Origin of the sequence: Lysinibacillus sp. NPDC056959 (genome assembly GCF_042674095.1) — a bacterium.
Lineage (GTDB): Bacteria > Bacillota > Bacilli > Bacillales_A > Planococcaceae > Lysinibacillus > Lysinibacillus zambalensis.
Window position 1 is genome coordinate 320,944 of the sequence record NZ_JBHURE010000001.1, and the last position, 25,518, is coordinate 346,461.

Sequence of the window (25,518 nt, forward strand, 5' to 3'; positions counted from 1 at the left end):
GTGCGAAAGCGCAGCGACAGCACGATGTTGGTCACGGAGGCGTTATCACAGGATGTGATGCTTTTAGCCTCCGTTCCTCTATTGCTGATCCCCAAGGAGTCACCCAGCCGTAACGAAGATCAACTTTTCTACATGATATACGTTTTAACAAAATGTCATCTCCTCTCGATTTCAAATAAAAAACTTAACGGAAATTTACAAATCTTGTTATAATTAAACCCACTAAAATACTTTTAGTTGAAGGGGGGGTTTTATGAGCGACGATATTTTTAAACAAACAATACCTGTTTTAAAGACAGAAAGATTAACATTAAGACCACTTACACTGAATGATGTAGAATCAATGTTTAATTATACGTCCAGCGAAAACGTTGCACGCTATGTTACATGGGATCCTCATAAGAATTTAGACGAAACAAAAGTGTTTGTTGAATTAGTTTTAAATGGGTATAAACAAGGTGATCATCTATTATGGGGCATTGAATATGAGCAGAAATTAATCGGCACTATCGACTTTGTTTCTGTTAATGACCAACATAAATGTGCGGAAATTGGCTGTGTTATTTCTGAAGATTATTGGAATAAAGGGATTACGACCGAAGCAGTAAAAAAATTAATAGACTACGGATTTAACGAATTAAAAATGATTCGAATACAAGCACGCTGTTTTGAGGACAATATCGGTTCCCAAAAAGTAATGGAAAAATCGGGTATGCTTTTCGAAGGTATATTACGAAAAAGTATGTTTGTTAAAGGACTTCACCAAAATATTAAAATGTATGCTATTACAGATGATGACTATATTAATTCATAAATTGGATTAAGCCCTGCAAAAATCAGCAGGGCTTATTTAACTTACAACCATCCCTCAATACAATAGACTTTTTTGGCCGTTGCATCTAATCTTACTCGTTTTCCAATTGCAATTGGATGCATCGGATGCGTATGACATATATCAAATTCTGCTAAAATCGGGATATCGATGTTATCTAACTGTTCAAGCAGGACTTCATACGGCTTACGTCCGGTCCCCAAGTCGTCGTAACACTCATGCTTACCTAAAATAATGCCACTTATTTTTTCAAATACACCATGCAATTTCAACATCGCAAAATTTTTCTCAACGATAGCTGTATTTTTTGCACAATCTTCAACTAATAAAATATCTCCGTCTTTAATATTTGGAAAATAAGCCGTACCAATAAATCCATACATCGCATTTACATTACCACCAATTAACCTACCTTCCGCAACTCCTTCTCGAACCGTCACCCACTCATTCTTATTTAACTTTTTTTCCACCGTTTTTTCTAGCCAATTGACAGGTTCATCTGACCAATAAGACGGCATCGGAATTTCGTAAGGTAATGATTGCGACTTAAAGAAGTAGTTCTCGAAGAATCGATATGTATCATTAACTAATGGCTCAAACTCACCAAATGAAGGAACTAAAGCTGGACCATAGAAAGTTGTAATTCCTGTTTTTGCGTAAAGTGCAAGTAAAATAGCCGTTGCATCAGAATAACCAACAACGATTTTTGGATTGCTTTGAAACGCCTCATAATCGATATACGGAAGCATACTATTCGAATTTGTACCACCGATTGTCGACATTATGATGTGGACGTTTGGATTTCGTAGTAATTCATTTAATTCTTCAGCACGCTCTTTTGGAGTTCCGGAGCGATAACTATCAGATTTACCAGTTAGACTCCCTTCAATTAAGTTTATATTTCTTTGTTCAAGAAAAGCTTTTCCTCGCTTATATCGAGAAAGTGAACTGACGGATGCTGGCGATGATGGTGAAAAAACACCAATATTGATACCGCTTCTGATGCTTATAGGATTCATATAGGAACTCCTCCTTTTTTGTTACAATATTTTTGACATGTAATATTCATCCATATATTCCCCATCAACATATAAAGAATGTCTTTTAGTCCCCTCAATGTCAAACCCCATTTCTATTTAACTTCTTGTGAAACAAACTATCTGGATGCTCATCAGCCAACAGTAATAACACCGACAGTGGAATTTCATTTTCTATACAGTAATTATTTTTTTCAATAAAATTATGAAGGGAAAATTTATTCAAATATTCTTGATTTTTAGTCGCGCTAGATACGCTGGTCGGAAGCGATTCCAAGCAACTGTCATGTCCCTAAAAAATTCACATAAATAGTATAACAATAGCGCCCTCTGAGTAACAGGGGGCGCTATTTGACGCTTACAAATAAATTAGATGTTGTCTTTTTAATAGCGTTTAATATTTATTTTATTTAATTACACTTAACAATCTCTTACATACTTCAATTAAAATATTTTGTTTTTCCAAACTAAGTAATAGATATTTTAAAGGTATATCAATTTTCAACTTTTGAATACAATCTCCAAAAAATTTTAACTTATCTTCATCTGTAACTAAAGATATATCATTGATTTTTATATCAAATTCTTTTAACTGTTGAATTCTTTCATTACTGGAAATCTTATTGTGGTTTAAATATTGAAGCACTTCCAATAATAAATTCTCTTGCTTCTCATCTAAATCGTACATAATAATTTGTTGGAAGAAAGGCAATTCATCAGGGTTTTCATGACATGCAATATCTAATAGTAATTTTTGATGGTATCTTCTTTTTTCTAAGTTGTTTTTTATTTCCTCAATGTCATTTGTATCATATGTCATATTAAAAATAAGAACTCCTTTCTATAACTCATAATTTATTATAGAGCAAATTTACAGATAGCCCAAGCGATAGATCGAGATGCTGATATAGGAAATCCTAATTCTTGATTCATAAATTGAATCATATTTGCTTCAATACTATTTTCAAATCGATCTAGAGCATCAGCTAATTTACCAGAATGTTTCTTTACTAATTTACCATTTTTGTCACTTAACATCCCAAGAATACTGCCAAGCATATCTCCGCCATATCTTAGAGCAAGCACTACTCCATCTTTTTTCCAACCACGTGTAGAAATTTTAGGAGTGTTTTCTTTATCTTCTAAATATAATCGATACCCTTCTTCAGAAAATTCCGTGTGAGGTATAGTATCATTAAGATTTATAGCTATATTTTCAATACTTTCAACGTTATTATAGATTACATCATTTTCATAAGCACTTGCTTTCGGAGCAACAGTACCAAGTAACGAAGTAAATAGCAAAGTAGAAGAACATAAAATTAATGGTAGTTTTTTATACATTTTAATTCCCTCCAATAACATTTGTTTTCTAAATAACCTAAACTCTCCATGAAATAAGTGGACAAGCATTGACCATATTGAATGTAACTAGTTAACGAACCATAGCTTTCTAACCCCTCCTATTTTACGGAAGGAAAGAAATTCCTTTCTGTCTCCTCCTACCTAGAAGAATAAATCCATTGAAAAAATAATTCCAATCAACTTTTGTCCTCTTTTGAACATATTTTGATAAAACCTCTTTTGTTAAGAGTTGAGCTTATTGCGATTAATTTAAAAACAGGCAAAAAACCGTAGAAGAAATTAAGTTCAAGTTGAATTTAAAAGGTAGGAGCACTAATTAGTCCGAATTTTATCAATTTTTGTTCAATTAATAACGAAACTTGGTTTTGAAACATTAATAGCTAATGATATGTTATTAACACATCCTGGAAAAAGGAAGGATGATGGAAATACAATGCTAAAATAGTCTTCTTTAGCTGTCGCTATAAAAGACATTTTCTGAGAGAAATTAAAAGGTCTTAATTCTATAACTAACTAGAATTAAGACCTTAAAATAATTATTTGATGCTTCCCACTCTTCTCCAAACAAGCCACGAGACCTCAGCTCCTACTTTCTCTTTTTGCCAATCAATAGCGTGACTTGTGCCATTGTAAATGGCAATGAAGATTTCTTTCGATACGCTATATACTTTGGCTCCCAAAAATCCGCCTATTTTAATTTAAAGTTTTTTAAGCCTTTAAAATGATAGAAATGCTGCCCATGTAAAAATATTTGCGCTGCAATTTTTTTACTCAAAAAGGAATATCTAGACCGCCCGACATTTGACAGTGGCTACATCCCCATATTGAAAACACGATAGCCTTCTGTCTTTGTCCATTCAAAGAGCGATAGGAAAATGAAATCCATCGTTCCAGATGGTGCTCCCGGTATAAAACGCATAAGATCTACTGATAGTCTTTCGCCATTATCGTACATGGGCATGAGACTAGCAAAGCCAATAGCACCTTCTTTACCACGTAAAACGGCAATGTTTGAAGTGTTTAAATAGTGTTCATCAAAAAAGCCAAGAAAAAAGCCTTTTTCTGCCCTTCCCTGCAACCATTTCGTTGATACTTCCTTCAATTCATTCATTAATTCCTGTGAGTAAGGGGGGCTTACTATATCAACAATAAAATTTTCTCGTTCAAATTTATTTTTTACCGCTCGACGTCCCTTCATTCCCTTACCAGTAAGTGTAAACTTTTCAAAGTCTACAAAAGCTTCCTCGCCTAGCTTAAAAAAACTATACCCATGCTCATGTAAGGAAGGGAAAATTTTATTGTTAATTTCATAAAAGACTGGTGTATAGCCATGCTTGTCTGCCAATTCCAAAAACTCCTGAATAGCAGATAAAAAATCAGCTTCATTTCCTACTGGATCTCCGAGTACAACGATCTTATCAGCATATATCTGATACGAAAATAAAACTGTCCCTTCCTTATTCCAATGTACAAATTTGTCATGTAAAAAAATTAAATGTGAATACTCTGTCCCTTTATAAGTCATCAAATGCTGTATGATACGCTCTTCTTGCTCACTAGACAAAAGCTTTTCCATTTTCTTAGGTGCACGTATAAAATTACCTATATAAAAAATGACAATTGCTATTAAGATACCCATTACTGCACTATAAAATAGATCTCGATAATCTGTAATAATGTATTCCTGCAAAGTGGCTGGAATATGAATTTTGGAAGTAGGTAAGTTCACATAGCCAATCAAAACATACATCGCTGTAATGATTGTCACTGCAGCAAGATCAACCAAAGCGATCCCCCATGTCAAAACGTAACTTTCACGATAAAATTGCTTTTTGGAGACAATTAACAACACTGCAACAATCACTAAAAAAATCGCTTCTTCATAGTCGAAGCCTTTAAAAATTGAAAATAACGCTGAACTACTTAGCACAATAAGGCTAAGCTGATACGCCCTCTTTACTTTATATTTAATCCCCCTACATAGCCCTAAGAGAATAAAGCCAGCTGCAACAGTCAGTTGATGAGAGACATGCATGATTGGCGAAGATAAAAATTCCTGCGCTATTTTTAGTCGACTTAACACTCCCGGCACCGAAGCTGATAACAATAATACAATGCCAGAAAGAAATACCAATATCGTTAATAACGTGTGACTAAGCTTCTGAAAAATTACATTTGGCAAGTCATCCCACGATTGATTCCAACGATTCCAATATTCTTTTACAAATAAAAGAGCCGACACCAAAAACGGAAGCACAAAATAGCCAATCCGGTACAAAATTAATAGAAAAAGTACTTTCTCATCAGCGATTCCTACACTTTGAGTCCCCCATAAAAAACAAGGTCAAATGAGCCAACTCCACCAGGTATCATCCTGACAATTCCCGCACAGGAAGCAATTAAAAATATTGGAATTAAAGCAGATAATTCTATTGGTATCTTCAAAATAAAAGTTAATATCCAGATCACTAAAAAAACCGCAAACCATTCCGTTACTGAAGTTGCCATCAATTGAAGAGAGATCTTCGGACTTATAGAACCCGCTTTTTTATAGCGAATAATGTGCATAGCAATAAAAATCGGAACATATAAGCTGACAAGAATAACTGCTATCTTTAGCCATCGCACCTCTTTCAGCAACGGGAAGTCACAAAAGAATATATACATCATCCAAACTAACAATGAAATCCCTGTTAAATAAAAGAGTGTGACGGTGGCAATGCTTTTTAACAAGTCTTCCTTATCCTCTTTATATTTCGAATAGAAATAATTACGCAAAAATACACCAACTAAACCACCGAAGCCAATAAGATTGGAGAAGGTATTCACAATAAATGAATGATTCAGCAAAATACGTCTGTTTATTTTGATTCCTACTATTTTCACTAAAATAACATCATAAAAAATCATCGGTGTAATGGCACAGAAGGTGATGAAAAGAATAAATAAGAGCTCCCATATTTGCAGTTCATTCACTTCTTTCTTAAGTAAATGAACATCTATTCCACTTACCGATTGTAGAATTTCATAAATAGCTATCGCTAAAAGTACTATTGGAAATAGAACTTTCAAAAACTTCAATAGCGCCTCTTTTCGAACGTTAAACATGTGCTAACCCTACTCTCCATAAGCGTTCTTGAAACATCTAAGTTATTTGACAGCAGATTCTCTTTGAATTTTCCGAAAACTAACACACCATTATTGTAGCGTATTCACTGCTATATGTATTGTTCCCAGATACCCATAGTTACTATAATATTGCCTTATAAAAGATGTATCTAACAGTTTTATAAGACAACTGATTCAGAATCAATTATGCCTACGTCCGGAATCGGCTGATAGAAGTTAAATATAATATCGATGGATAGGACGTCCAACACTTCCGTATTGTATATCTACCTTTAATAAATTTTGTTTTTCTAAAAAGTCTAAGTAACGTCGAGCCGTTACGCGCGCTGTCCCAATATATGTAGACACTTCCTCCGCTGATACCGCTTCGTTACTTTCTTGAATATAGGCAAGCACTTTGCCTAATGTTGCCCGGTTAAAACCCTTTGGTAGCTCTTCTATTACAATTGTCTCAGTGATTGGGGGAACAGCTATTTGTTCAGGTATACGTTGCTGCATTAGATGATCCACATCATGCTGTGTTAGATCTTCCATACCACTTATTTTCTTTTTATAGGATTGATAATTCTTTAAAGTTTGCTCAATTCGTTCAAATGTAAAAGGTTTCATAATATAATCATAGACGCCTAAGTGTAAAATTCGCTGCACAGTAGGCATATCATTCGCAGCAGTTACAGCAATAACATCAACGGGAAGATGTTCTTCTCGAATTTTTCCTAATGTAATGATGCCATCTTGCTCGGGCATAAAAATATCCATAAAGACTAGGTCGGGGTTTAATTGTTTAATCCTCTCAATCCCTTCTATCCCATTACTAGCATAGCCTATTAACGAGAATCCTTTGATTTGCTCTATAAATTGTCTATTCACTTCTCGTACCATCGGATCGTCCTCAATTAATAACACGTTCATTACATCCATCTACTCTTCTCCTAACTCTAATAAGATTAAGAAACTTGTCCCTTTCATAAATTCACTCACAACTTCAATATCACCATTACCTTTTCTTACAATTTCATCTATTAAATGCAAGCCAATACCGCGATTCTCGCTTGCCTTTGTAGAAAATCCATTTTCAAACATACGAGCTTGCACCTCTTCAGACATCCCAATTCCATTATCAGAAACAGCAATTGCTAAAACACCGTCATGCTCATCTACAGAAATCGCTACATATTTATCATCTTTTGAAAGTACATTTAGCGCTTCAAAGGCATTTTCAATTAAATTTCCTAATAAGACAACAAAATCGTGGTGATCTAATAATGGTGGAAAGCGTTTAAAATGACTTTTTCGATCGATTTCTACTTGTATGCCTAATTCCTTGCCATAGCTAACTTTACTTAGCAATAATCCTGAAATATTTTCATTATGAAAGCGTTCATTTAAAAACTTCGTTAAAGAGGCTTCATTTTCGGTAGTAGCTGTAACGTATTCAAGCGCTTGCTTAGTATGTCCCAATTGCAGAAGACCTGCAATAGTATGTAGCTTATTTTTATGCTCATGTGTTTGTACACGGAGTGCTTGAACAAAAGCTTTAACACCCGTCACCTCTTCCGCAAGCTTTTTCACCGCTGTTAAATCTTTAAACATAGCAACTGCTCCGACTAATTCACCATTTACTATAATAGGGACACGATTACTCAAAATACTATGATGATTAATATAGAGCTCTTGATTGTATACAGGATTTGCTGTTTCAACAATTTCAGGCAATCGTGTGTCTGGCAAAACATCATAAATATTTTCCCCAATACAATCCTCTATCTTTGTAGTAACGCCTAATATATCAGCTGCTTTTTCATTAAAAATTGTAATATTCATTTCTTTATCGACCGCAATAATGCCTTCATGCATAGCATTGAATGTTTCTGTTCGTTCCACATACATCTTCGCAATCTCATGAGGTTCAAGCCCAAACATTTGCTTTTTAATATGCCGGCCAAGTGTATATGCCCCCCAGATGCTAAAAACAAGGGATATCAGAATCGTAATAAATATTTCATGCTCATAATTTTGCAGCATTTCTATAAAAGTGGGCAGTGAATACCCTACAATGACAATGCCCACTTGTTCTTTTTTTTCATCAATGATTGGGACAAACGCTCGAATCATTACACCAGCTTCCCCTTGCGCCTTCGATATATAATAATGCTCACTAAATGCAGCGTTTAAATCCTGTGATTCACTACGCTTCCCTATTTCTTTACTGACTGGGTGAGATAGTTTAATACGATCCTTATTCATCACAACAATATACTCTGCTTTATTCACAACACGAATTCCATCTACAATTTTATTAACATGTTTCGCAGCTTCTTTCATATTGTCATCTTTCAAATGTGTACTGATTTCTGGCACATTTGATACAGTCCGTGCAACGAGCATAGCACGCTGACCAAACTCCTTTTCTTGCTCCGTTAAAAGGTTACCGAGTACAAAAATGCCTCCAAGTAAAAAGGAGAAAGCAATGATTAAAAATGTTACTAACAATATTTTGCCGTTTACAGGCATTTTCATCATTTGAAATCCTCCCCTTTCCAAATCTGCATTTGCACTATAAAAGTCTTTGGTCAATCTCACTTCTTCAAATGATATGCTTTTAAGATTATCTTCAAAAAAATCTTTTGACAACACTTTAGTTGACATAAGTAGGATAAAGTCATGAACTTAATGAACAATATTACGAAAAATTGGTATAAAACAAAATTTTCTATCACTAATCATTATTGTATTATAACAAAGGTAAATTAACCACACAGTATCATAACAGGTTGGGCCATTGAAAACACTACGTTTCATTAAAAATATGGATGAATGTACTTAATGAACGATATGTTTCTTATTTTCTAAATCTCTTTTTTTCAAAAGGATTCGTTATGATAATTCTAGTGAAAACGATATCAAAGAGAAAATTAAGAAACGAGGTAGCATAAAATGAAATTACTGAAAAATTTGACTGTTCAGGTTATAGCTGCGATCATTTTGGGGGTTATTGTTGGAGCCATCTTCCCTGAGTTTGGTGCAAGCCTTAAAATCCTGGCAGACTTATTCATTAAGTTAATTAAAATGTTAATCGCCCCAATTATCTTCTTAACAGTTGTAATCGGAATCGGTAGTATGGGAGATATGAAAAAGGTCGGAAAAATCGGAGGAAAGGCGTTACTGTATTTCGAAATTGTCTCTACCATTGCCTTAGCAATCGGGATTGCTGTTGCATTAATCGTAAGCCCAGGTACTGGATTAGATACGTCAGGTGCTTCCGAAGCTGATATCTCAAAATTTACAACCGCTGCTTCAGAAAGTGAGCAAGGTTTAGGTGCTTTCATCTCTAGCATCATTCCTGAAAACGTTGTAGGTGCACTTGCAGCAGGGCAATTACTTCCTGTGTTATTCTCTGCAATATTATTCGGTTTAGCTGCTGCTTCTATTGGTGCACCTGCAAAACCGGTCATTACATTTTTTGAACAAGTGGCAGAAATTTTCTTCAAAATCGTAAGTATGGTGATGAAAATTTCTCCAATCGGTGCCTTTGGTGCAATGGCCTATACGATTGGTAATTTTGGTTTGAAATCTTTAAGCAACTTAGGTCTTTTAATGGCTGCCGTCTATATTACTATGTTCTTATTCGTAGTCTTTGTTTTAGGCGCCATTGCAAAATTCTTCGGCTTTAATATTTTTAAATTTATCGCTTATATTAAAGAAGAAATTTTCTTAGTAATTGGTACTTCATCATCTGAATCTGCCTTGCCATCTATGATGCGTAAATTGGAGAACTTTGGTTGCTCTAAGCAAGTTGTTGGATTAGTAGTACCAACCGGTTATTCCTTCAATCTTGATGGAACTTCCATCTACCTTTCAATGGCTGCATTATTTATTGCACAAGCATACGGAATGGACTTAACATGGATTCAAATCATTACACTACTCGGAATTTTAATGATTACATCTAAAGGAGCTGCCGGTGTAACAGGTTCTGGTTTTATTACATTAGCAGCGACACTTGCTGCTTTCCCAATGATTCCAGTCGAAGGGATCGCGCTACTAATTGGTGTTGACCGATTCATGTCTGAAGCACGCGCCGTAACAAATTTAATTGGTAACGGTGTAGCTTGTGTAGTCGTATCGAAATCTGAAAAAGAGTTTGATGTAGAGATGCAAGAACGTGCACTTCAAGGAAAAACTACAATTGTGTCTTAAGAACAAATGCGCTAAAGCGCTCGTTTACATCTGACAAGCGCTGGAGAGCCCGAAGCAAAAGTAAATGCTCCACCACTTTTGCCCGAGGGATCGAAGTGACCTCGAGGATGTAGCGCTTTAGCCTAGACGCCGACTATGTTCTAGGTTAACCAAAGTTAGTCTATAGTTTCTAAAAAAGGGTAGTGATGACAGCGTGTTGCTGTTTCACTACCCCTTTTATTTAACATATTGTTCAAGCAAGCGTTGCGTATTTGTTGATTGCTCAAGTGCTTTTTTCTCATTTACCCAATAGATCAAATATTGCTGATCTCCAACATTAAAAACCATTTGCTGTAATTCCTCATTTAGCTCAGAGCTAATCGCGACCTTTAAAATATCCACCTCATATAATGGCTCTCCTTTTATTTCATAGACAATATGATAGAGTGGTTTTTCTTCAAATACAGCTCGTTCTTTTTTGCTTAATTTCTTAACATGGCTTAGAGGGTAGTTTTCAATGTAGGCTGTTGCATCTTGACCTGTTGCTTTAAAAACAGATTGCTCTCCTTTAAATAGCTCGATTGCATTAATTTCTGTTACATGATCTAAAATTTGAGAAATAGCTTCTTTCTCATTTTTTTCGCGAGACTGCAATGTAAAAGCGCCAATCAGAATAATTGCAGCAAATATAATTAGTTTCAATCTTCTTTTATTCATGTTCATTACCCATTCAATGCTTTTTTCACAAAGCGGTTAATATCTACATCAGCCCCAATGACAAGCATAATATCTCCTAGCAAAATTTTATCACTCGCCTGTGGAGATACGATAATATCTGCACCACGCTTAAGGCCTACAATATTTATCCCGTACTTTGCACGAATATCTAAATCCATAATAGAATAACCTGCAATCGCATCATTGGCCTTAAGCTCCATAATGGAATGTTCATCAGAAAGCTCTAGATAATCAAGCACTGTATTAGACAGCATATTATTAGCAATACGAATCCCCATATCACGCTCAGGATGCACGACAAAATCTGCTCCAATTTTACGCAGCACTTTTTCATGATAATCATTCTGAGCCTTTACAGTAATCTGCTGAACGCCGATTTCTTTTAAAATAATCGTCGTCAAAATACTAGCCTGAATATCTTCACCGATTGCTACAATCACATGCTCAAAATTACGAATACCTAATGAATTTAATACCGATTCATCCGTCGAATCTGCGATAACAGCCTGTGTGGCAATGGAAGCGAATTCGTCCACCCGCTCTGATGAATGATCGATCGCCATAACTTGTGCCCCTTGACTCATTAGTTCGCGGACAATGCTTCCTCCAAAACGTCCAAGTCCAATGACAGCAAACTCTTTTTTCATCATTATAAATCCCTCCGAAAACTACTATACCCTTATTGTAACGCATTCTCTGCTATATGTATCGCCAAAACAAGAGACTATTCGTCATAAAAAGACAACCCTTGGGCATTTTTAAGGATCCTTCTCCGCTCAAGATACATCTCATTGCTATGCTCTATAATAATCCCACTAACATTGTATTTTACATAAAAAAAGGCGAGGAATAAAACATCCTCGCCTGATATTGCTATTATGCGTTACGCATTTCATCTAAAACACGATTTACACGTTTTTCTAGCATTTTCATACCGCTACCACCAGCTTGCATATGACGAAGCTGACCATCTTTATCGAACACAAAATAAGCAGGTACATATTGATTTTCAAATGCATCTGTTAGCTTTAATTCGCTATCCACAAAGATTGGTTGAACAATATCATGCTCTGCCGCTACCGATTTGATTGTTTCTAAATTTGTATCTTCCTCAGAACGTGGCATATGCACAGCAATAACGTTTAACTCATCTTTGTATTGGTCACGGAAATTGTTCACATCCGGCATTGCCTCTTTACATAAATGACAACTAACTGACCAGAAGTGGATTAATGTTGGTTTTTCGCCTACTAAATCTGCTTTTGTTACTTCACCATTTAACCAAGTCGTTGCACCTGCAAGTTCAGGCATTTGTTCACGAAGTTTCATAAAACATTCTCCTTTTTTCTTTTTCCTTTTTCTGGGACCATTATCAAAACGTGTGGTTGATTTCCGTTCCGGCTGGGCGCTTTCCTGGGGGCGTCCGATGAGCCGCTTCGCTTCGCTGCAGGGTCTCATCTGTGACGCTAATCCCCAAGGAGTCGCCCAGCCTCCACTCCAATCAACTTATTTTCATAGTAGACGTTTTAACAAAAGTCACCCACAATTTTTGGTGATGAACCTTTTTCTATATCAAGTTTAAAAAAGTCCCCACAAACGGTGTCGTGGGGACTCTTTATTTTTGAATGATCAATTTCGCCAAGCCTCGAATTTAGTTCAACGCCTGATATAAAAACTCTACATCAATTATGCCTCGGCATAATTGCGTCCGAAATCGGCTTTGTGCTTAGGCCTGCACGATGCAGGTCAGTTAGCCGTTATCGCATGGATGCGATGATCTTGGGCTAACATCCCCTAAGAACTCCTTACCGATTCCGTGACATCCGCCGGAGGCTTTAATTTCTTTCAGTTGCTGAAAGAAATTATAGAGTCGCTTGACCTGGACGCCAGTTTGCTGGGCAAAGACCACCAGTTTGTAAAGCTTGAAGTACACGTAAAGTTTCGTCTACATCACGGCCGATGTTGTTATCGAATACTGTTTGGTATTTTAATTCGCCTTCTGGGCTGATGATGAATAAGCCGCGTAGTGCGATACCTTCTTCTTCAATTAACACACCATATTCTTGTGAAATTTGGTGATTAGTATCTGCTGCTAATGGGTATTTTAACTCACCAAGACCATTTTTAGTGCGGTCAGTGTTAATCCAAGCTAAGTGAGTGTGGATTGTATCAGTAGAAACACCGATTACTTCTGCATCTAAGTCTTCGAACTCATCGTAACGATCGCTCATTGCAGTGATTTCTGTTGGACATACGAAAGTGAAGTCCATTGGATAGAAGAAAAGTACTGTCCATTTGTCTTGTGCTTTAATGTCTTCTAATGATACTTTGCCAAATGATTTGTCTGCAAGTACCGCTTCCATTGTAAAGTCAGGTGCTAGTTTACCTACCATGCGTTCTGCCATTATAAATCCCTCCGATTATATATGTAGTGTATATATTCCATTCGCACCAGCGAACTCGTCTTCTACGATAGCAGAGTAATCGTAGTTTTTCAAACAAGTAAACTTCACAAAAGTGCACACTTTTAATTATCTGACAAATTTTCGCCAAATCCCAAAATGGAATAGCTGCTACAGCCTATTTATTAGCTACTTTTAACAATTTTATTCTAGTTTAAACAATTTTTTTCTACACAACATTTATGTATAATTTCTAAAAATTTCATCTACTTTTTTTTCATTAAAAACGATTGCAAATTCTTTTTTATTATGTATAATTGTAATGGTTTTAGTAAACTAAAAGTTTCGTTAAAGTAAACTTCATATTTCAAAAGTTTATGATTGCTAAACTTCTTCTAGGAGGGAAAAGATGCAAATAGGAGCAAAAATCAAAGCGCTTCGTTTAAAAAAAGGTCTTACCCAAGAGGAACTTGGAGAACGTACAGATTTAAGTAAAGGGTATATTTCACAATTAGAACGTGATCTAAATTCACCTTCCATTGAAACATTATTTTCACTATTAGAAGTTTTAGGGTCAACACCTAAGGAATTTTTCGATGATGGAGCACCTGAACAAAAGGTTGTATATACAGAGGAAGATCAATCTACTTATACAGATGAAGAAAAAAAATATGAAATTCAGTGGTTGATTCCTACATCAAATGAAAAAGAAATGGAGCCCATTTTCTTAACACTTGCTGCTGATGGTGAATTTAAGCAGTTTGAACCCTCCCTTTCTGAAACATTTATTTATGTTGTCGAAGGGCGTATTCGTCTCGTTTTAGGAGATGAACAGTACATAGCGAGTGAAGGCAATGCTCTCTATTTTGAAGCGACAGATCATCATCAAATTTTTAATGCACATGCTGATGAAACAAAAATTTTACTTGTCGCAACGGATTCATATTTATAGCTTAAGGAGGCGCATCTATGACAACGAATTCGATTATCCGCTTTGAAAACGTTTCAAAGTCTTATAATGACGGCACGGTCGTCTTAAAAAACATTAACCTGGAGCTAGAAAAGGGAAAATTCTATACGCTACTAGGTCCGTCCGGTTGTGGTAAAACAACTATTTTACGTATGATCGCTGGATTCACAGAACCGACAACAGGAAATATCTATTTTCATGATAAAAAAATCAACTCAGTACCAGCCAATGAACGCCAAGTAAATACAGTTTTTCAGGATTATGCGTTATTTCCTCATTTAAATGTCTTTGAAAACGTCGCATTTGGGCTTCGTATAAAAAAGCTTCCTGAAAGTGAAATTAAAAACCGTGTTGCAGAAGCATTAAAATTCGTTAACTTAGCAGGCTATGGTAACCGTGAAATTTCTGAAATGTCTGGTGGTCAACGTCAACGTGTAGCAATTGCTCGTGCGATTGTGAACGATCCTGAAGTAATTTTACTTGATGAGCCTCTGTCAGCGTTAGATTTAAAGCTACGTACAGAAATGCAGTATGAATTACGTGAGTTACAACAACGACTTGGGAAAACATTTGTATTTGTCACACACGATCAAGAAGAAGCACTTGCCATGAGTGATGAAATCTTTGTTTTAAGCGAAGGTGAAATTCAACAATCTGGTACACCAGTAGATATTTATGATGAGCCAATTAACCGCTTCGTTGCTGATTTTATTGGTGAATCAAATATTGTTCCGGGCGTAATGATCGAAGATTTCAAAGTAGAATTTGCTAGTAAAGTTTTTGAATGTGTCGACCAAGGTATGAAGCCAAACGAAAAAATTGATATTGTCATTCGCCCAGAGGATTTAGAAATGACAACAATCGATAAAGGAAAACTTGTCGTTAAAGTCGATACTCAATTGTTCCGCGGGGTACATTATGAATTATCTACGTACGACAAAGATGGCAATGAATGGCTTGTGCATTCATTGAAAAAAGCTGAGGTAGGGACAGAAATTGGTTTAGACTTTGACCCAGAAGCAATTCATGTAATGCGCTTAAATGAAACAGAAGAAGAATTCGATAAACGTTTAGAGGCGTATGGGGACGACGAAGATGCAAACTAAGACTTCGAAATCAGCCTTATTTCCTTATGTTTTATGGATTGCACTTTTCGTTATCGCGCCGATTGCACTCGTTGTTTACTATTCCCTACTAGATATACATGGCAATTTTACGCTCGATAATTATAAAGCATTCTTTACTTCTGTCTATTTAAAAATGACATTAAGTTCATTCTGGTATGCGTTTTTAATTACATTCTTTACGTTACTTGTTTCATATCCAACAGCCTATTTTTTAACAAAAACAAAATATAAGCAGCTTTGGCTTTTACTAATTATTATTCCTTCTTGGATTAATCTATTGTTAAAAACATATGCCTTTATCGGGATTTTCGGCTTGTACGGCCCATTAAATGCATTTATCGAAGTATTTGGTTTTGATCCGAAGCAAATGCTATTCACTGATATTAGCTTTGTGTTCGTATCCGTTTATATTTTTATTCCATTTATGATTTTACCGATTTTCAACTCATTGGATCGTTTAAATCCGGCACTTATTTATGCAGCACGTGATTTAGGGGCATCTGCCTTTACTACGTTCCGTCGCGTTATTTTGCCGTTAACAATGGACGGTGTTAAATCAGGTATTCAAGTTGTATTTATTCCAGCATTATCACTCTTCATGATTACTCGTTTAATTGCAGGAAACCGTGTTATTACACTGGGTACAGCTATTGAACAACAATTCCTTGTCACTCAAAACTGGGGAATGGGTTCAACAATTGCTGTTTTCTTAATTTTATTTATGGTCATTATTATGTTAATTACGGGACAGAAAAAGGATAAAGGAGGTCGCGTACGATGAAAAAACTATCTGCTTCAGCAAGAGTATATTTAGCGATTGTTTTTATCGTTTTGTATGCACCTATCTTCTATTTAATTTTCTATTCGTTCAATAGTGGTGGAACGATGAATAGTTTTGAGTCCTTTACGTTAGAACATTATAAAGCTGTTTTTGAGGATTCACGTCTACTCGTCATTCTAATTAATACAGTCATCGTGGCATTACTCTCTGCATTGATTTCTACAATCATTGGAACACTAGGAGCTATTGGTATTGTTACTGTTAAAGATTCCAAAATGCGCAATACACTACTTTCTTTAAACAATGTGTTAATTGTTAGCCCGGATGTCATTATTGGTGCAAGCTTTTTAATTTTATTCACAATGATTGGTATTAAATTAGGCTTTGCTTCTGTCTTATTAGCACATGTAGCGTTCAGTGTTCCAATCGTTGTACTGATGGTTTTACCGAAACTATTAGAAATGAATAAATCATTAATCGACGCTGCATTAGATTTAGGAGCAACGAAAAAAGATGTTATGATGCGTGTTATTTTACCGTATATTAAACCTGGTATTTTTGCAGGGTTCTTCCTTGCCTTAACGTATTCTCTAGATGACTTTGCGGTAACATTTTTCGTAACAGGTAACGGTTTCAGTACATTATCTGTTGAAATTTATTCGATGGCACGTGCCGGTATTTCCTTAACGGTTAATGCTATTTCTGGTTTAGTATTCTTTGTAACGGTTATAGTCGTAGTTGGCTATTACTTCATCACAAGCCGCGCTAATAAAAGAACGGGGGGAACTCAATGAAGCAATTAATTCAAGCAACAATCGCAATACTTGTCGTTTCCGCCCTTTTATTCTATGCTGCAGACGCCCTAAGTGCGGGCGGTGGGAAAAGTGGTAAAGATACGTTAACAATCTTTAACTGGGGAGAATATATTGACCCTGATTTGCTGAAACAATTTGAAAAAGAAACAGGCATTCATGTTATCTATGAGACGTTTGATTCAAATGAAGCAATGATGACAAAAATTCAACAAGGTGGTACAGCTTACGATATTGCAGTACCTTCTGAATATATGATTGAAAAAATGAAGGAAGAAAACTTACTTGTTCCTTTAGATAAAACGAAAATCCCTAATTTTAAAAATATCGATCCGTATTTTTTAGATTTACCATTTGATGACGACAATAAATATTCTGTTCCATATTTCTGGGGAACAGTCGGTGTTGTCTATAATCCAAAGCTCGTTGGAAATCTTGACTTCTCTTCTTGGGAGGACTTATGGGATCCTTCATTAAAGCGTAAAGTCTTTTTAGTAGACGGTGCACGTGAAGTGATTGGTATGGGCTTAAACAGCCTTGGCTACTCGCTCAACTCTTTAAATAACGAGGAGCTACGTACGGCTACGGATAAACTAATCACATTAGCGCCAAATGTAAAAGCCATTATCGGGGATGAAATTACACCGCTGATGGTTAATAAAGAAGCGGCCGTGGCACTCACTTGGTCTGGTCAAGCAGCTGACATGTTGTCAGAAAATGAAGATTTAGACTTTGCTGTACCGAAGGAAGGCTCAAACTTATGGTTTGACAATATGGTCATCCCAAAAACGTCAAAAAATCTAGATGGTGCACATGCCTTCATTAATTTCATGCTAAAAGCTGAATCAGGTGCTAAAAACGCTGATTATGTAGGCTACTCTTCCCCTAATATTGCAGCGATGAAGTTAATGGATAAGGAAGTTGTATCTGATAAGCGATTCTATCCTTCTGAAGAACAACGTAAAACATTAGAAGTTTATAAAAACTTAGGCCCTGATTATTTGGGTAAATACAATGAGCTGTTTTTAGAATTTAAAATGAGTATTCGATAAGCTCAAAGCGCAAGAAATCAATTTTAGAAAAGTTGATTTCTTGCGTTTTTTTGATGTAATATTTTTTATTTTTCTATAAAAATATACTGATGCTTCTGAAGTGGTTGATTGGAGTGGAGACCGGGCGACTCCTTGGGGATCAGCATAGTGGAACGAAGCGAATGTTTTCTGTAGCGAAAGCAAAGCGGCAGCTACAACTGTTTTAACTGCGCGAAAGCGAAGCGTCAGCGGCAAATGTTTTAACTGTGCGAAAGCGAAGCGTCAGCAACAAAGCGCCCAGTCGGAACGGAAATCAACCACTCGCTTTGCAAGAAGGTCATTTGAATTGACACCTGATTCCTAGCCTCTTTTTTCGTTTAACTAATGGTAGATTTCTATGGGAAAACCGAGTGTGGGACTTGTTTTAATAATTAGAACCCCCATAAATAAGTCTCTTATTTCAGACTTATAGTCAATAGTAAACGTACAAGCCTTGTGGTAGACTGTAATATATTTGAATAAAGAAAGGGGTATTCGATGACCCAGCAGAAGTCTAATAAGGCGGCTTTATATATTTTAATGTTTAATATGTTTATCGCAATGGGGAGTATCGGAATTATTATTCCTGTCATGCCTGAGTATTTAAAACTATTTGGTGCTGCAGGACAAGTACTTGGCATGTTGATTGCAACGTTCGCCTTAGCACAATTTGTTTTTTCTCCAATTGCTGGGAATCTTTCCGATCAATACGGTCGTAAAAATCTCATTATTTTCGGTCTTATAGTTACAGGACTTGCACAAATTGGTTTCGGGCTATCTACAGATGTGTGGATGCTCTTCTTGGCACGCTTTTTAGGTGGCCTTGGATCTGCATTTGTAGCACCTCCTATAATGGCATTTGTGGCTGACGTCACAACGTACGAGGAACGCGGAAAAGGTATGGGGATGATAGGGGCAGCAATGTCCTTTGGTTTTATGATTGGACCAGGTATCGGTGGATTCCTCTCAAAAGTTAGTTTACATTTTCCATTTTATACTGCTGGATTTGCAGCTATCTTAGCAGCTATTTTATCGTTCTTTTTATTACCTGCTACAAAACCGAACACAGCGAAAAAGGCGCAGAAGCAGGATAATCTTGTAAAGCAGATGGCCCGTTCAGTCCAAATGCCTTATTTTGTCATGCTAATTATCATGCTTGTATTCTCTTTCGGAATTGCTAACTTCCAAACAACATTATCATTATTTGTTACAGAAAAGTTTAATTACACACCTACTGATATCGCCATTATATTAGTAATGGGCGGCGCTTTTGGTGTTGTTGTACAGATGTTTGTTATTACACCGCTGTTTAATCGCTTCGGCGAAATGAAAGTAGTGTTAGTCAATTTATTTATTGCAGCCGTTTCGATTTTCTTAATATTATTCGCATCTGGGTTTGCACTTATTTTAATTGTAGCGACAATCTTCTCTACAGCTACGACATTGATTCGCCCAGCTGTCAACACACTGATTTCAAAGCTTGCTGAAAATGAACAAGGCTATGCAGCTGGTCTGAATAATGCGTATATGAGTCTTGGTAATATGATTGGTCCAGCTTTAGCAGGTATGTTATTCGATTGGAATATGAACAGTCCTTATATTTTCGGGTCTATTATTTTAATGGCTTGCTTCTTCCTTGCCCTTATTTGGACAATGAAAAAAGCACCACACCTTATGCATCCTGATTCAAATTAGTCTGAAAAGTTATTGACTATTTTTAGTAGTGTGCTACATTATTAGGAGAAAAACTAACAATTAAATGTTTACCACTAGGGGAGTCTTTAAAAGGCTGAGACGTATATTGTCATATACGGACCCTTTGAACCTGATCTAGTTCACACTAGCGGAGGGAAGTGGCGACACTTGCTTTTTGCTATTTTAAATGCAAGGCCGCTTCCTAATGCTTTTAGGGAGCGGCTTTTTTTCTGGTTAATTAGCGATTCACTAAATACTAAATAGGAGTGGAAATTATGTCAATTCGAAAATTAACAATCATGGCCTTATTAGTAGCAATTGCCGTAGCATGTTCTACCTTCGTTTCAATACCAACAGGCATTGCGCGTGCCTACCCTGTACAGCATGCCATTAATGTAATTGGCGCGATCATTCTTGGACCAGTGCCTACCGTTATGATCGCCTTTATCACAGCCATTATTCGTATTTTCACAGGCACAGGCTCATTATTAGCTATACCCGGCAGTGTTATTGGTGCTTTATGTGCAGCTCTTGCCTATAAATACAGCGGCAAACAATGGCTCGCAGGTATCGGTGAAATGTTTGGAACAGGTATTATTGCCTCACTCATTGCCGTACCTTACGCACATTTATTAATGGGGACATCTGTAGCTGCTTTATTTTTTATGCCAGCCTTTTTAACTTCAAGTACTATTGGTGCTGTATTAGGCATTGTCGTTGCTAGCAATTTACGTAAAACTGTATTTGTAACTAACCTTAATACTCTTTTATAATTCATAAATCCTTTTTGAAGGGATGAGTGATTTATCGGAATGAATTTCTGTTTTATCGGAACAATTTCAGATTTTATCGGAATGTTGCATCGACTTATCGGAATATTTTGGAAAATAAAGTATATCTGACCGCACTAATAGTTTGCAGGAATTATATATTCCCTATTTTCACCACCCACTTTGTAAATGTCATCCAACTATTGATGATAGCCTTGAAATGACAAAAAACGATGGCTCATTGCTATAAAGCGTTGAACCATCGTTTTTAAATTGCTAATGTCGTTTTTTCATGCCCTTTAATAGCTGGGCAACATTTGTGTCCTCTGCCTGTATTGGTTTTTCCTCTACACGCTGATCTTTTTTCTTCGGTCTTGTTAGGAAACCCCAACCAAAGCGTCTAATGGTAATATCAATGAAGAATAGTAGCATCCCTGCTAATATAAGCCATGTTGCGATATTTTGGCGTTCCGCTCCTTTTTTAGTAAATTCACGGAATACTTCGCTCGGTTCTTTCAAAACAGAGCCGCCTGTTTGCTTTGTTAGTTCTTTGATTAGCTTATCGTTCACTGGACGTAATTCATATTCAACACTATAAGGTACACTTAAGCCAGCCTGGTAAATAGCTTGTTCTTCATCGGTAATGCGGAAGAAGATGAGTCCTGGTTCTGCTTGCACGACTGCTCGAACTTGTGATGCTGAAATTGCCTCAAGCTGTGTTTCAAGTTCTTCACCCGCTTCATTGACAGCAACAATATCTAAGAATGCCGCTTCATTTGTTGGGTCAGTAATAACAAAGGAGCCGTCTGATTCTAGACGTACATCGTAGGCAACATCGTTATAGCTTGGTAGCATTTTTGAAATAAGCGTTTGCCAAAATGTACCCCAATTTTGCCATCTTGCCCAGTCTCCCGTCCATTTTCCTGTCGAATCAGAAGTAAAGGCATATGTTTTGCCAAGGCCATATTGCCATTCTGCAAGTACAGGATCTTCCTTCTCACTTTCTGCGATAACAGTGGCCCCCTGCTTTGCTGTCGTACCTATATAAGCATTCATTTTAGGTACCCCATTTGTAAATAGCGTATTCCAGCCAGATGCATTAAATATAGATGGGTAAAATGGGTTATCTTCAATATATGTGCGTGAAATCATAGCAGTTTCACGAGATAAAATAGAGGGAATCGTCTGCTCATCAACAACATCGTAAAAACGCCCACTCCCCATCTCACTGAGTGCTTCAAGTAAGTTAGCATCTGCATCTTGACCAATTGCAACTGTTGATAGAGTCGTGCCATTTTCTTTTCCTTGTGTAATTAAGTCTTCATAGTTACCCGACTGTGACTGTCCATCTGTTAATAAAATAATATGCTTACGCTGCAGCTTTAAATCTGCTAGATTTTCATAAGCTTTAGCAAGTGAACCATATATTTCAGTACCTCCACCTGGCGTTACAGATAAAATCGTATCTACAGCTTCTTCCTTATTGCCAAGTGGCCCTGTCTCAATAATTTCCCAAGGTCGGTCATCAAAGGCAATAAACCCGAGCGTATCCTCATCTCGTAGCATTTCAATTGAACGGGCGGCAGCCTCCTTAGCAAGCTCTAACTTTGCTCCAGACATACTTCCAGAGCGGTCAAGTACGATTGCCAGCCCTAATGATGGTAATTGCTCCTTACCTTTAATCTCCATTTCAACAGGTAGTAAAGTTTCGATTGGTGTTTTAAAATAACCGCCTAAGCCAAAACTATTTTCGCCACCAACCATTGTAAAACCGACACCAAAATTTTTCACTGCTTGCTCAATGACAGTCATTTTTGCCTCGCCTACTAAATGGCCTGGCACATTATCAAAAATGATTGCATTGTATTGTAAATAACTAGAAAGCTCATTTGGTAGACTTTTAGCATCTACCACATCATAGGAAATGGATTGATTGCCAAGTGCTGCTGCGATTGGTGATGGTGTTTCATAGCCATTAACAATTAATAAATGTGGTTCACTTTGCACCATCGTGACGCTCGTTAATTTATTATTTTCTAAAATCGCATCTTGATCGACCTGCACGAGTGCTTCATATTTTACAAGCCCTTCAGCCGTTGCTGCATGTTTATACGTAAAAATATTTGAACCTTCTGCAAGCTCCACTTTCTCACGATGGATGAGCTGATCGTTTTCATATAATAATAGCTCACCTCGTTCTGCTACAGTTGCATTTATTTCAGTGACTAGCTGCTGCTGTTCACCTGCATAAGCAACTTGTGGTGTTACAAAGCTTTTCAGAGATACATCCTTAGCTACAGGTTTGTTAAATGATACTACATCAACACTACTATTTGCCCCTTTAAACTTTGAGGCAAATTCTAAGGCATCTCCTTTTGTTTCATTGCCATCCGTTAAGAGCACAAGTCGCGTTGCTTTTTTCGGATCTACAATACCTGAAGCGAGCTGTAGACTCTGTTCGATATTTGTTTGATCTGTTGCTTTTATAGTTGTAAACTTCGGTACTTCCTTTAAAGAGTTCGATAACATAGCTTCCGTTTGTAATGTCGATGAAAAAGAATAAATTCCGGCAAGTTGTTCATCTTTTTTCGACTGTAAACTTTCCGCTATAAAATTGACCATCTCATCATCTGTACCATTCATTGAAGCAGAACGGTCAACTAAGAATAATACTTGTTCTTCCTTTACGGGTAATAAAATATAGGGACCAGCTAGTGCAAAAACTAAGCAGCATATTGCTACTATACGGATTCCTAGAACGACGATATGACTTTTTTTAAGTCGCTGTCGCTCACGCCAATAGGTCCATCCAAAATACACGAGTAATGGCAGTAAAAGCAACAATGCTAATGGTATATCAATTCGTAAATCCACGACGTCGTTGCACCTCCCACTCTACAACAAGTAATACTAAGATAATAAGAATCAACCAAGGTACGAACGAAGTTTTCGATATTTCTTTCTTCCCATTGTCCTGAAGCTCTCCAAGCGTATAGCTTGTTCCTTTTTCAATCACACGCTCCTGTGCTTGAAGCTGTACAATAAAGCGCTTTTCTTCATCATTTGAGCGTGTTGTATAAATTCCTGGCTTCATTGGAGCTGTTAATAATCCACTCGTAACGGACGATAAAAACTCATCATCTTGCGAATATACACTCCAATCACCTTGCGCTAAAGCAACTGCTCGTTGCTCATTTGGTATAAAAATACCGAGTGAACCAATTGATTCTGAAAGCTGCTGTTCTGCACTCCATAAAAATAATGGGAATGAAGGATGTAGCGGCCAATCTGTATCAGCAATATCTGCTAATACAACAATATCTCCTTCTGGTGAACGCTGTATAAATGGTTGATCTCCAATCGATGCAATTGTTTTATAGCCATCGAATCCAGGATATATAGCACTGACATAAATGTCTTTTAGTTCACTAAATGCAAACAATGCATGACTTGTTGTACCGATTTCCCCAGTAGCTTCAACTTTCTCTACGTCATCCCGTCCAAATAATACAATTGGCTTGTCTATCTTTTCGAGAAGCGCCGTCTGATTTGTCACAATAGTGGCATCCTTATTGTCGGCTACTTGTGAAGATGGAACAATTTTTACGCTACTATTAATCGTTTGAAAACCTTTTTGAATAAGTTGATGCATACTTTGATCAACAACTACTTTTGAAGTCGCTGTTTGTAACAATACAGTTTGTGAATTATCAACCGTGTAATCGTCCTTAGCATCTATGTTGGCCGTCATAGTATCTTCTAACGGTAAGTCTTTAAAAGTTTTTGTTACAGCTTCCTTTGAAGGCAATGTGACACTTTCTGAAACTAACTCCTTACCTGTAACATTTTCTATCGAAAGAGTTACATGTTGTTCTTGGTCCGTATCATTTTGCAACTGCACAAGCGCCACTGCAGATTGTCCATCTGTAGTAGCAGCAAAACGTGTAATTGCGATATTTGTTAAATCCTTCCCAGCTCCTTTTACAATCCACTTCACAGTATCTTTTTCCATCGGCAATTGCTTTTTATCGAGCGAATCTGTAAAGACATAAATAGATGTTGGTGTATTACCGACAAAAGCCTGTGCCACATCGAGAGCCTTATTCATTTGAGCTGTTTCATAGGTTACGTGTAATTCTTGAATAGCTTGTTCAATATCTTTTGTATTTGTTTCTTGCTGTAATATAGCTTTTGGCGTATTACCTGTTGTAATGAGTGTCACGGGCCTTCCATCAAGCTCATTAACCAATGACAGCATTTCTTTTTTCTGTGTGTCAAATGTTGACTGCCCTTTCCCCGCTAACATTGTTGCAGACGTGTCTACAATGAAAATCGCCTGTGCACCAACAATCGTTGACTTTTTAACGTAAGGATTCATTAATGCCAGTACAAGTAAAAGAAGAGCTAGCAGTTGTAAATAAAGCAGTGCATTTTTTTGAAGATGTTTTAAGTATGGTGATACACGTGTTTCTTGCATAATTTCCGACCAAAAAAGTGTGGAGGAAACGGTTTGATCGGTATATTTTTTTCGAAAGAAATAATATAGAAGGACAATGACCGGGATGATGGCCGTCCAGCTAAAAATTATTTGACTAAAGCCCAATACGGCTC

General features: G+C 36.7%; 23 protein-coding genes, 1 pseudogene and 1 riboswitch. Of the genes and pseudogenes, 10 read left to right on the forward strand and 14 right to left on the reverse strand.

The window, feature by feature from the left end; translation table 11 throughout:
• Window positions 1-213: hypothetical protein (locus ACFTQ7_RS01485; RefSeq protein WP_386826929.1), on the forward strand; the 213-nt coding region annotated here is incomplete at its 5' end.
• A gap of 40 nt (window positions 214-253) precedes the next feature.
• Window positions 254-814: a GNAT family N-acetyltransferase gene (locus ACFTQ7_RS01490; RefSeq protein ID WP_386826930.1), complete on the forward strand. Its 561-nt coding sequence runs from the start codon at window positions 254-256 to the stop codon at window positions 812-814.
• 41 nt (window positions 815-855) lie between these two features.
• Here the strand turns inward: ACFTQ7_RS01490 and ACFTQ7_RS01495 are convergent, their stop codons facing one another.
• From ACFTQ7_RS01495 to ACFTQ7_RS01530, 8 genes and pseudogenes are all read right to left on the reverse strand, one after another.
• Window positions 856-1,851: a S66 family peptidase gene (locus tag ACFTQ7_RS01495; RefSeq protein WP_386826931.1), complete on the reverse strand. Its 996-nt coding sequence runs from the start codon at window positions 1,849-1,851 to the stop codon at window positions 856-858.
• 21 nt (window positions 1,852-1,872) lie between these two features.
• Window positions 1,873-1,965, reverse strand: a pseudogene (locus tag ACFTQ7_RS01500) (GNAT family N-acetyltransferase); the annotation flags it as partial.
• Between the two features lie 310 nt (window positions 1,966-2,275).
• Window positions 2,276-2,689 carry a hypothetical protein gene (locus ACFTQ7_RS01505; RefSeq protein WP_386826932.1) on the reverse strand — a complete coding sequence of 138 codons (414 nt, stop codon included), beginning with the start codon at window positions 2,687-2,689 and terminating at the stop codon, window positions 2,276-2,278.
• Between the two features lie 38 nt (window positions 2,690-2,727).
• Window positions 2,728-3,213, reverse strand: a complete 486-nt coding sequence (locus tag ACFTQ7_RS01510) for a hypothetical protein (protein WP_134024914.1) — start codon at window positions 3,211-3,213, stop codon at window positions 2,728-2,730.
• Window positions 3,214-4,045: 832 nt separating this feature from the next.
• Window positions 4,046-5,491, reverse strand: coding sequence for a phosphatidylglycerol lysyltransferase domain-containing protein (locus tag ACFTQ7_RS01515; RefSeq protein WP_386826933.1), 1,446 nt, complete (start codon window positions 5,489-5,491; stop codon window positions 4,046-4,048).
• A 56-nt stretch (window positions 5,492-5,547) separates the two neighbouring features.
• Entirely contained in the window at window positions 5,548-6,342 is a 795-nt protein-coding gene (locus tag ACFTQ7_RS01520) for a lysylphosphatidylglycerol synthase domain-containing protein (protein ID WP_386826934.1), read from the reverse strand.
• Between the two features lie 237 nt (window positions 6,343-6,579).
• Entirely contained in the window at window positions 6,580-7,284 is a 705-nt protein-coding gene (locus ACFTQ7_RS01525) for a response regulator (protein WP_386826935.1), read from the reverse strand.
• The gene (locus ACFTQ7_RS01530) at window positions 7,285-8,886 is read right to left on the reverse strand and encodes an ATP-binding protein (RefSeq protein ID WP_386826936.1); all 1,602 of its coding nucleotides are present in this window, start codon (window positions 8,884-8,886) and stop codon (window positions 7,285-7,287) included.
• Between the two features lie 414 nt (window positions 8,887-9,300).
• Between ACFTQ7_RS01530 and ACFTQ7_RS01535 the strand changes: the two genes are divergently transcribed.
• A complete protein-coding gene (locus ACFTQ7_RS01535; RefSeq protein ID WP_349658994.1) occupies window positions 9,301-10,563 on the forward strand; it encodes a dicarboxylate/amino acid:cation symporter in 1,263 nt (420 codons plus the stop codon).
• Window positions 10,564-10,779: 216 nt separating this feature from the next.
• Here ACFTQ7_RS01535 and ACFTQ7_RS01540 read toward each other — a convergent pair whose 3' ends face one another.
• The 4 genes from ACFTQ7_RS01540 to ACFTQ7_RS01555 all read right to left on the reverse strand — a co-directional run bounded on the left by ACFTQ7_RS01540 (window position 10,780) and on the right by ACFTQ7_RS01555 (window position 13,685).
• The gene (locus ACFTQ7_RS01540; protein WP_386826937.1) at window positions 10,780-11,259 is read right to left on the reverse strand and encodes a hypothetical protein; all 480 of its coding nucleotides are present in this window, start codon (window positions 11,257-11,259) and stop codon (window positions 10,780-10,782) included.
• A gap of 5 nt (window positions 11,260-11,264) precedes the next feature.
• Window positions 11,265-11,927 carry a potassium channel family protein gene (locus ACFTQ7_RS01545; RefSeq protein WP_079559812.1) on the reverse strand — a complete coding sequence of 221 codons (663 nt, stop codon included), beginning with the start codon at window positions 11,925-11,927 and terminating at the stop codon, window positions 11,265-11,267.
• Window positions 11,928-12,156: 229 nt separating this feature from the next.
• A complete protein-coding gene (locus ACFTQ7_RS01550; protein ID WP_049668264.1) occupies window positions 12,157-12,609 on the reverse strand; it encodes a TlpA family protein disulfide reductase in 453 nt (150 codons plus the stop codon).
• 533 nt (window positions 12,610-13,142) lie between these two features.
• Window positions 13,143-13,685 (reverse strand): peroxiredoxin, encoded by a 543-nt coding sequence (locus ACFTQ7_RS01555; protein ID WP_386826938.1) that lies wholly within the window; start codon window positions 13,683-13,685, stop codon window positions 13,143-13,145.
• 406 nt (window positions 13,686-14,091) lie between these two features.
• Between ACFTQ7_RS01555 and ACFTQ7_RS01560 the strand changes: the two genes are divergently transcribed.
• From ACFTQ7_RS01560 to thiW, 7 genes are all read left to right on the forward strand, one after another.
• The gene (locus tag ACFTQ7_RS01560) at window positions 14,092-14,634 is read left to right on the forward strand and encodes a helix-turn-helix domain-containing protein (protein ID WP_079559677.1); all 543 of its coding nucleotides are present in this window, start codon (window positions 14,092-14,094) and stop codon (window positions 14,632-14,634) included.
• 17 nt (window positions 14,635-14,651) lie between these two features.
• Window positions 14,652-15,758 (forward strand): ABC transporter ATP-binding protein, encoded by a 1,107-nt coding sequence (locus ACFTQ7_RS01565; RefSeq protein WP_349658997.1) that lies wholly within the window; start codon window positions 14,652-14,654, stop codon window positions 15,756-15,758.
• Window positions 15,748-16,560, forward strand: a complete 813-nt coding sequence (locus tag ACFTQ7_RS01570) for an ABC transporter permease (protein ID WP_197142169.1) — start codon at window positions 15,748-15,750, stop codon at window positions 16,558-16,560. The genes ACFTQ7_RS01565 and ACFTQ7_RS01570 overlap by 11 nt, the downstream gene beginning before the upstream one ends.
• On the forward strand, window positions 16,557-17,354 hold the full coding sequence (locus ACFTQ7_RS01575; RefSeq protein WP_197142184.1) for an ABC transporter permease: 798 nt from the start codon (window positions 16,557-16,559) through the stop codon (window positions 17,352-17,354). Before ACFTQ7_RS01570 ends, ACFTQ7_RS01575 begins: the two co-directional genes overlap by 4 nt.
• The gene (locus tag ACFTQ7_RS01580) at window positions 17,351-18,424 is read left to right on the forward strand and encodes an ABC transporter substrate-binding protein (RefSeq protein WP_349658998.1); all 1,074 of its coding nucleotides are present in this window, start codon (window positions 17,351-17,353) and stop codon (window positions 18,422-18,424) included. Before ACFTQ7_RS01575 ends, ACFTQ7_RS01580 begins: the two co-directional genes overlap by 4 nt.
• A gap of 516 nt (window positions 18,425-18,940) precedes the next feature.
• Window positions 18,941-20,137, forward strand: coding sequence for an MFS transporter (locus ACFTQ7_RS01585; protein ID WP_386826939.1), 1,197 nt, complete (start codon window positions 18,941-18,943; stop codon window positions 20,135-20,137).
• A gap of 66 nt (window positions 20,138-20,203) precedes the next feature.
• Window positions 20,204-20,311, forward strand: a riboswitch (TPP riboswitch).
• Between the two features lie 101 nt (window positions 20,312-20,412).
• Entirely contained in the window at window positions 20,413-20,910 is a 498-nt protein-coding gene (gene thiW, locus ACFTQ7_RS01590; protein ID WP_386826940.1) for an energy coupling factor transporter S component ThiW, read from the forward strand.
• 273 nt (window positions 20,911-21,183) lie between these two features.
• Here thiW and ACFTQ7_RS01595 read toward each other — a convergent pair whose 3' ends face one another.
• Window positions 21,184-23,781 (reverse strand): VWA domain-containing protein, encoded by a 2,598-nt coding sequence (locus tag ACFTQ7_RS01595; protein ID WP_386826941.1) that lies wholly within the window; start codon window positions 23,779-23,781, stop codon window positions 21,184-21,186.
• Complete coding sequence (locus ACFTQ7_RS01600) at window positions 23,765-25,510, reverse strand: vWA domain-containing protein (RefSeq protein WP_386826942.1); 1,746 nt, start codon at window positions 25,508-25,510, stop codon at window positions 23,765-23,767. The genes ACFTQ7_RS01595 and ACFTQ7_RS01600 overlap by 17 nt, the downstream gene beginning before the upstream one ends.
• Window positions 25,511-25,518: the final 8 nt, after the last annotated feature.

Excerpts from the sequence above, each read along its gene's own strand:
- ACFTQ7_RS01525 (WP_386826935.1), bottom strand. The coding sequence starts at position 7,284 with ATGGATGTAATGAACGTGTTATTAATTGAGGACGATCCGATGGTACGA.
- ACFTQ7_RS01560 (WP_079559677.1), top strand. The coding sequence starts at position 14,092 with ATGCAAATAGGAGCAAAAATCAAAGCGCTTCGTTTAAAAAAAGGTCTT.
- ACFTQ7_RS01535 (WP_349658994.1), top strand. The coding sequence starts at position 9,301 with ATGAAATTACTGAAAAATTTGACTGTTCAGGTTATAGCTGCGATCATT.
- ACFTQ7_RS01495 (WP_386826931.1), bottom strand. The coding sequence starts at position 1,851 with ATGAATCCTATAAGCATCAGAAGCGGTATCAATATTGGTGTTTTTTCA.
- ACFTQ7_RS01575 (WP_197142184.1), top strand. The coding sequence starts at position 16,557 with ATGAAAAAACTATCTGCTTCAGCAAGAGTATATTTAGCGATTGTTTTT.
- ACFTQ7_RS01540 (WP_386826937.1), bottom strand. The coding sequence starts at position 11,259 with ATGAATAAAAGAAGATTGAAACTAATTATATTTGCTGCAATTATTCTG.
- ACFTQ7_RS01585 (WP_386826939.1), top strand. The coding sequence starts at position 18,941 with ATGACCCAGCAGAAGTCTAATAAGGCGGCTTTATATATTTTAATGTTT.
- ACFTQ7_RS01570 (WP_197142169.1), top strand. The coding sequence starts at position 15,748 with ATGCAAACTAAGACTTCGAAATCAGCCTTATTTCCTTATGTTTTATGG.
- ACFTQ7_RS01550 (WP_049668264.1), bottom strand. The coding sequence starts at position 12,609 with ATGAAACTTCGTGAACAAATGCCTGAACTTGCAGGTGCAACGACTTGG.
- ACFTQ7_RS01490 (WP_386826930.1), top strand. The coding sequence starts at position 254 with ATGAGCGACGATATTTTTAAACAAACAATACCTGTTTTAAAGACAGAA.
- ACFTQ7_RS01565 (WP_349658997.1), top strand. The coding sequence starts at position 14,652 with ATGACAACGAATTCGATTATCCGCTTTGAAAACGTTTCAAAGTCTTAT.
- ACFTQ7_RS01545 (WP_079559812.1), bottom strand. The coding sequence starts at position 11,927 with ATGAAAAAAGAGTTTGCTGTCATTGGACTTGGACGTTTTGGAGGAAGC.
- ACFTQ7_RS01580 (WP_349658998.1), top strand. The coding sequence starts at position 17,351 with ATGAAGCAATTAATTCAAGCAACAATCGCAATACTTGTCGTTTCCGCC.
- ACFTQ7_RS01520 (WP_386826934.1), bottom strand. The coding sequence starts at position 6,342 with ATGTTTAACGTTCGAAAAGAGGCGCTATTGAAGTTTTTGAAAGTTCTA.
- ACFTQ7_RS01530 (WP_386826936.1), bottom strand. The coding sequence starts at position 8,886 with ATGATGAAAATGCCTGTAAACGGCAAAATATTGTTAGTAACATTTTTA.
- ACFTQ7_RS01555 (WP_386826938.1), bottom strand. The coding sequence starts at position 13,685 with ATGGCAGAACGCATGGTAGGTAAACTAGCACCTGACTTTACAATGGAA.
- thiW (WP_386826940.1), top strand. The coding sequence starts at position 20,413 with ATGTCAATTCGAAAATTAACAATCATGGCCTTATTAGTAGCAATTGCC.
- ACFTQ7_RS01510 (WP_134024914.1), bottom strand. The coding sequence starts at position 3,213 with ATGTATAAAAAACTACCATTAATTTTATGTTCTTCTACTTTGCTATTT.
- ACFTQ7_RS01505 (WP_386826932.1), bottom strand. The coding sequence starts at position 2,689 with ATGACATATGATACAAATGACATTGAGGAAATAAAAAACAACTTAGAA.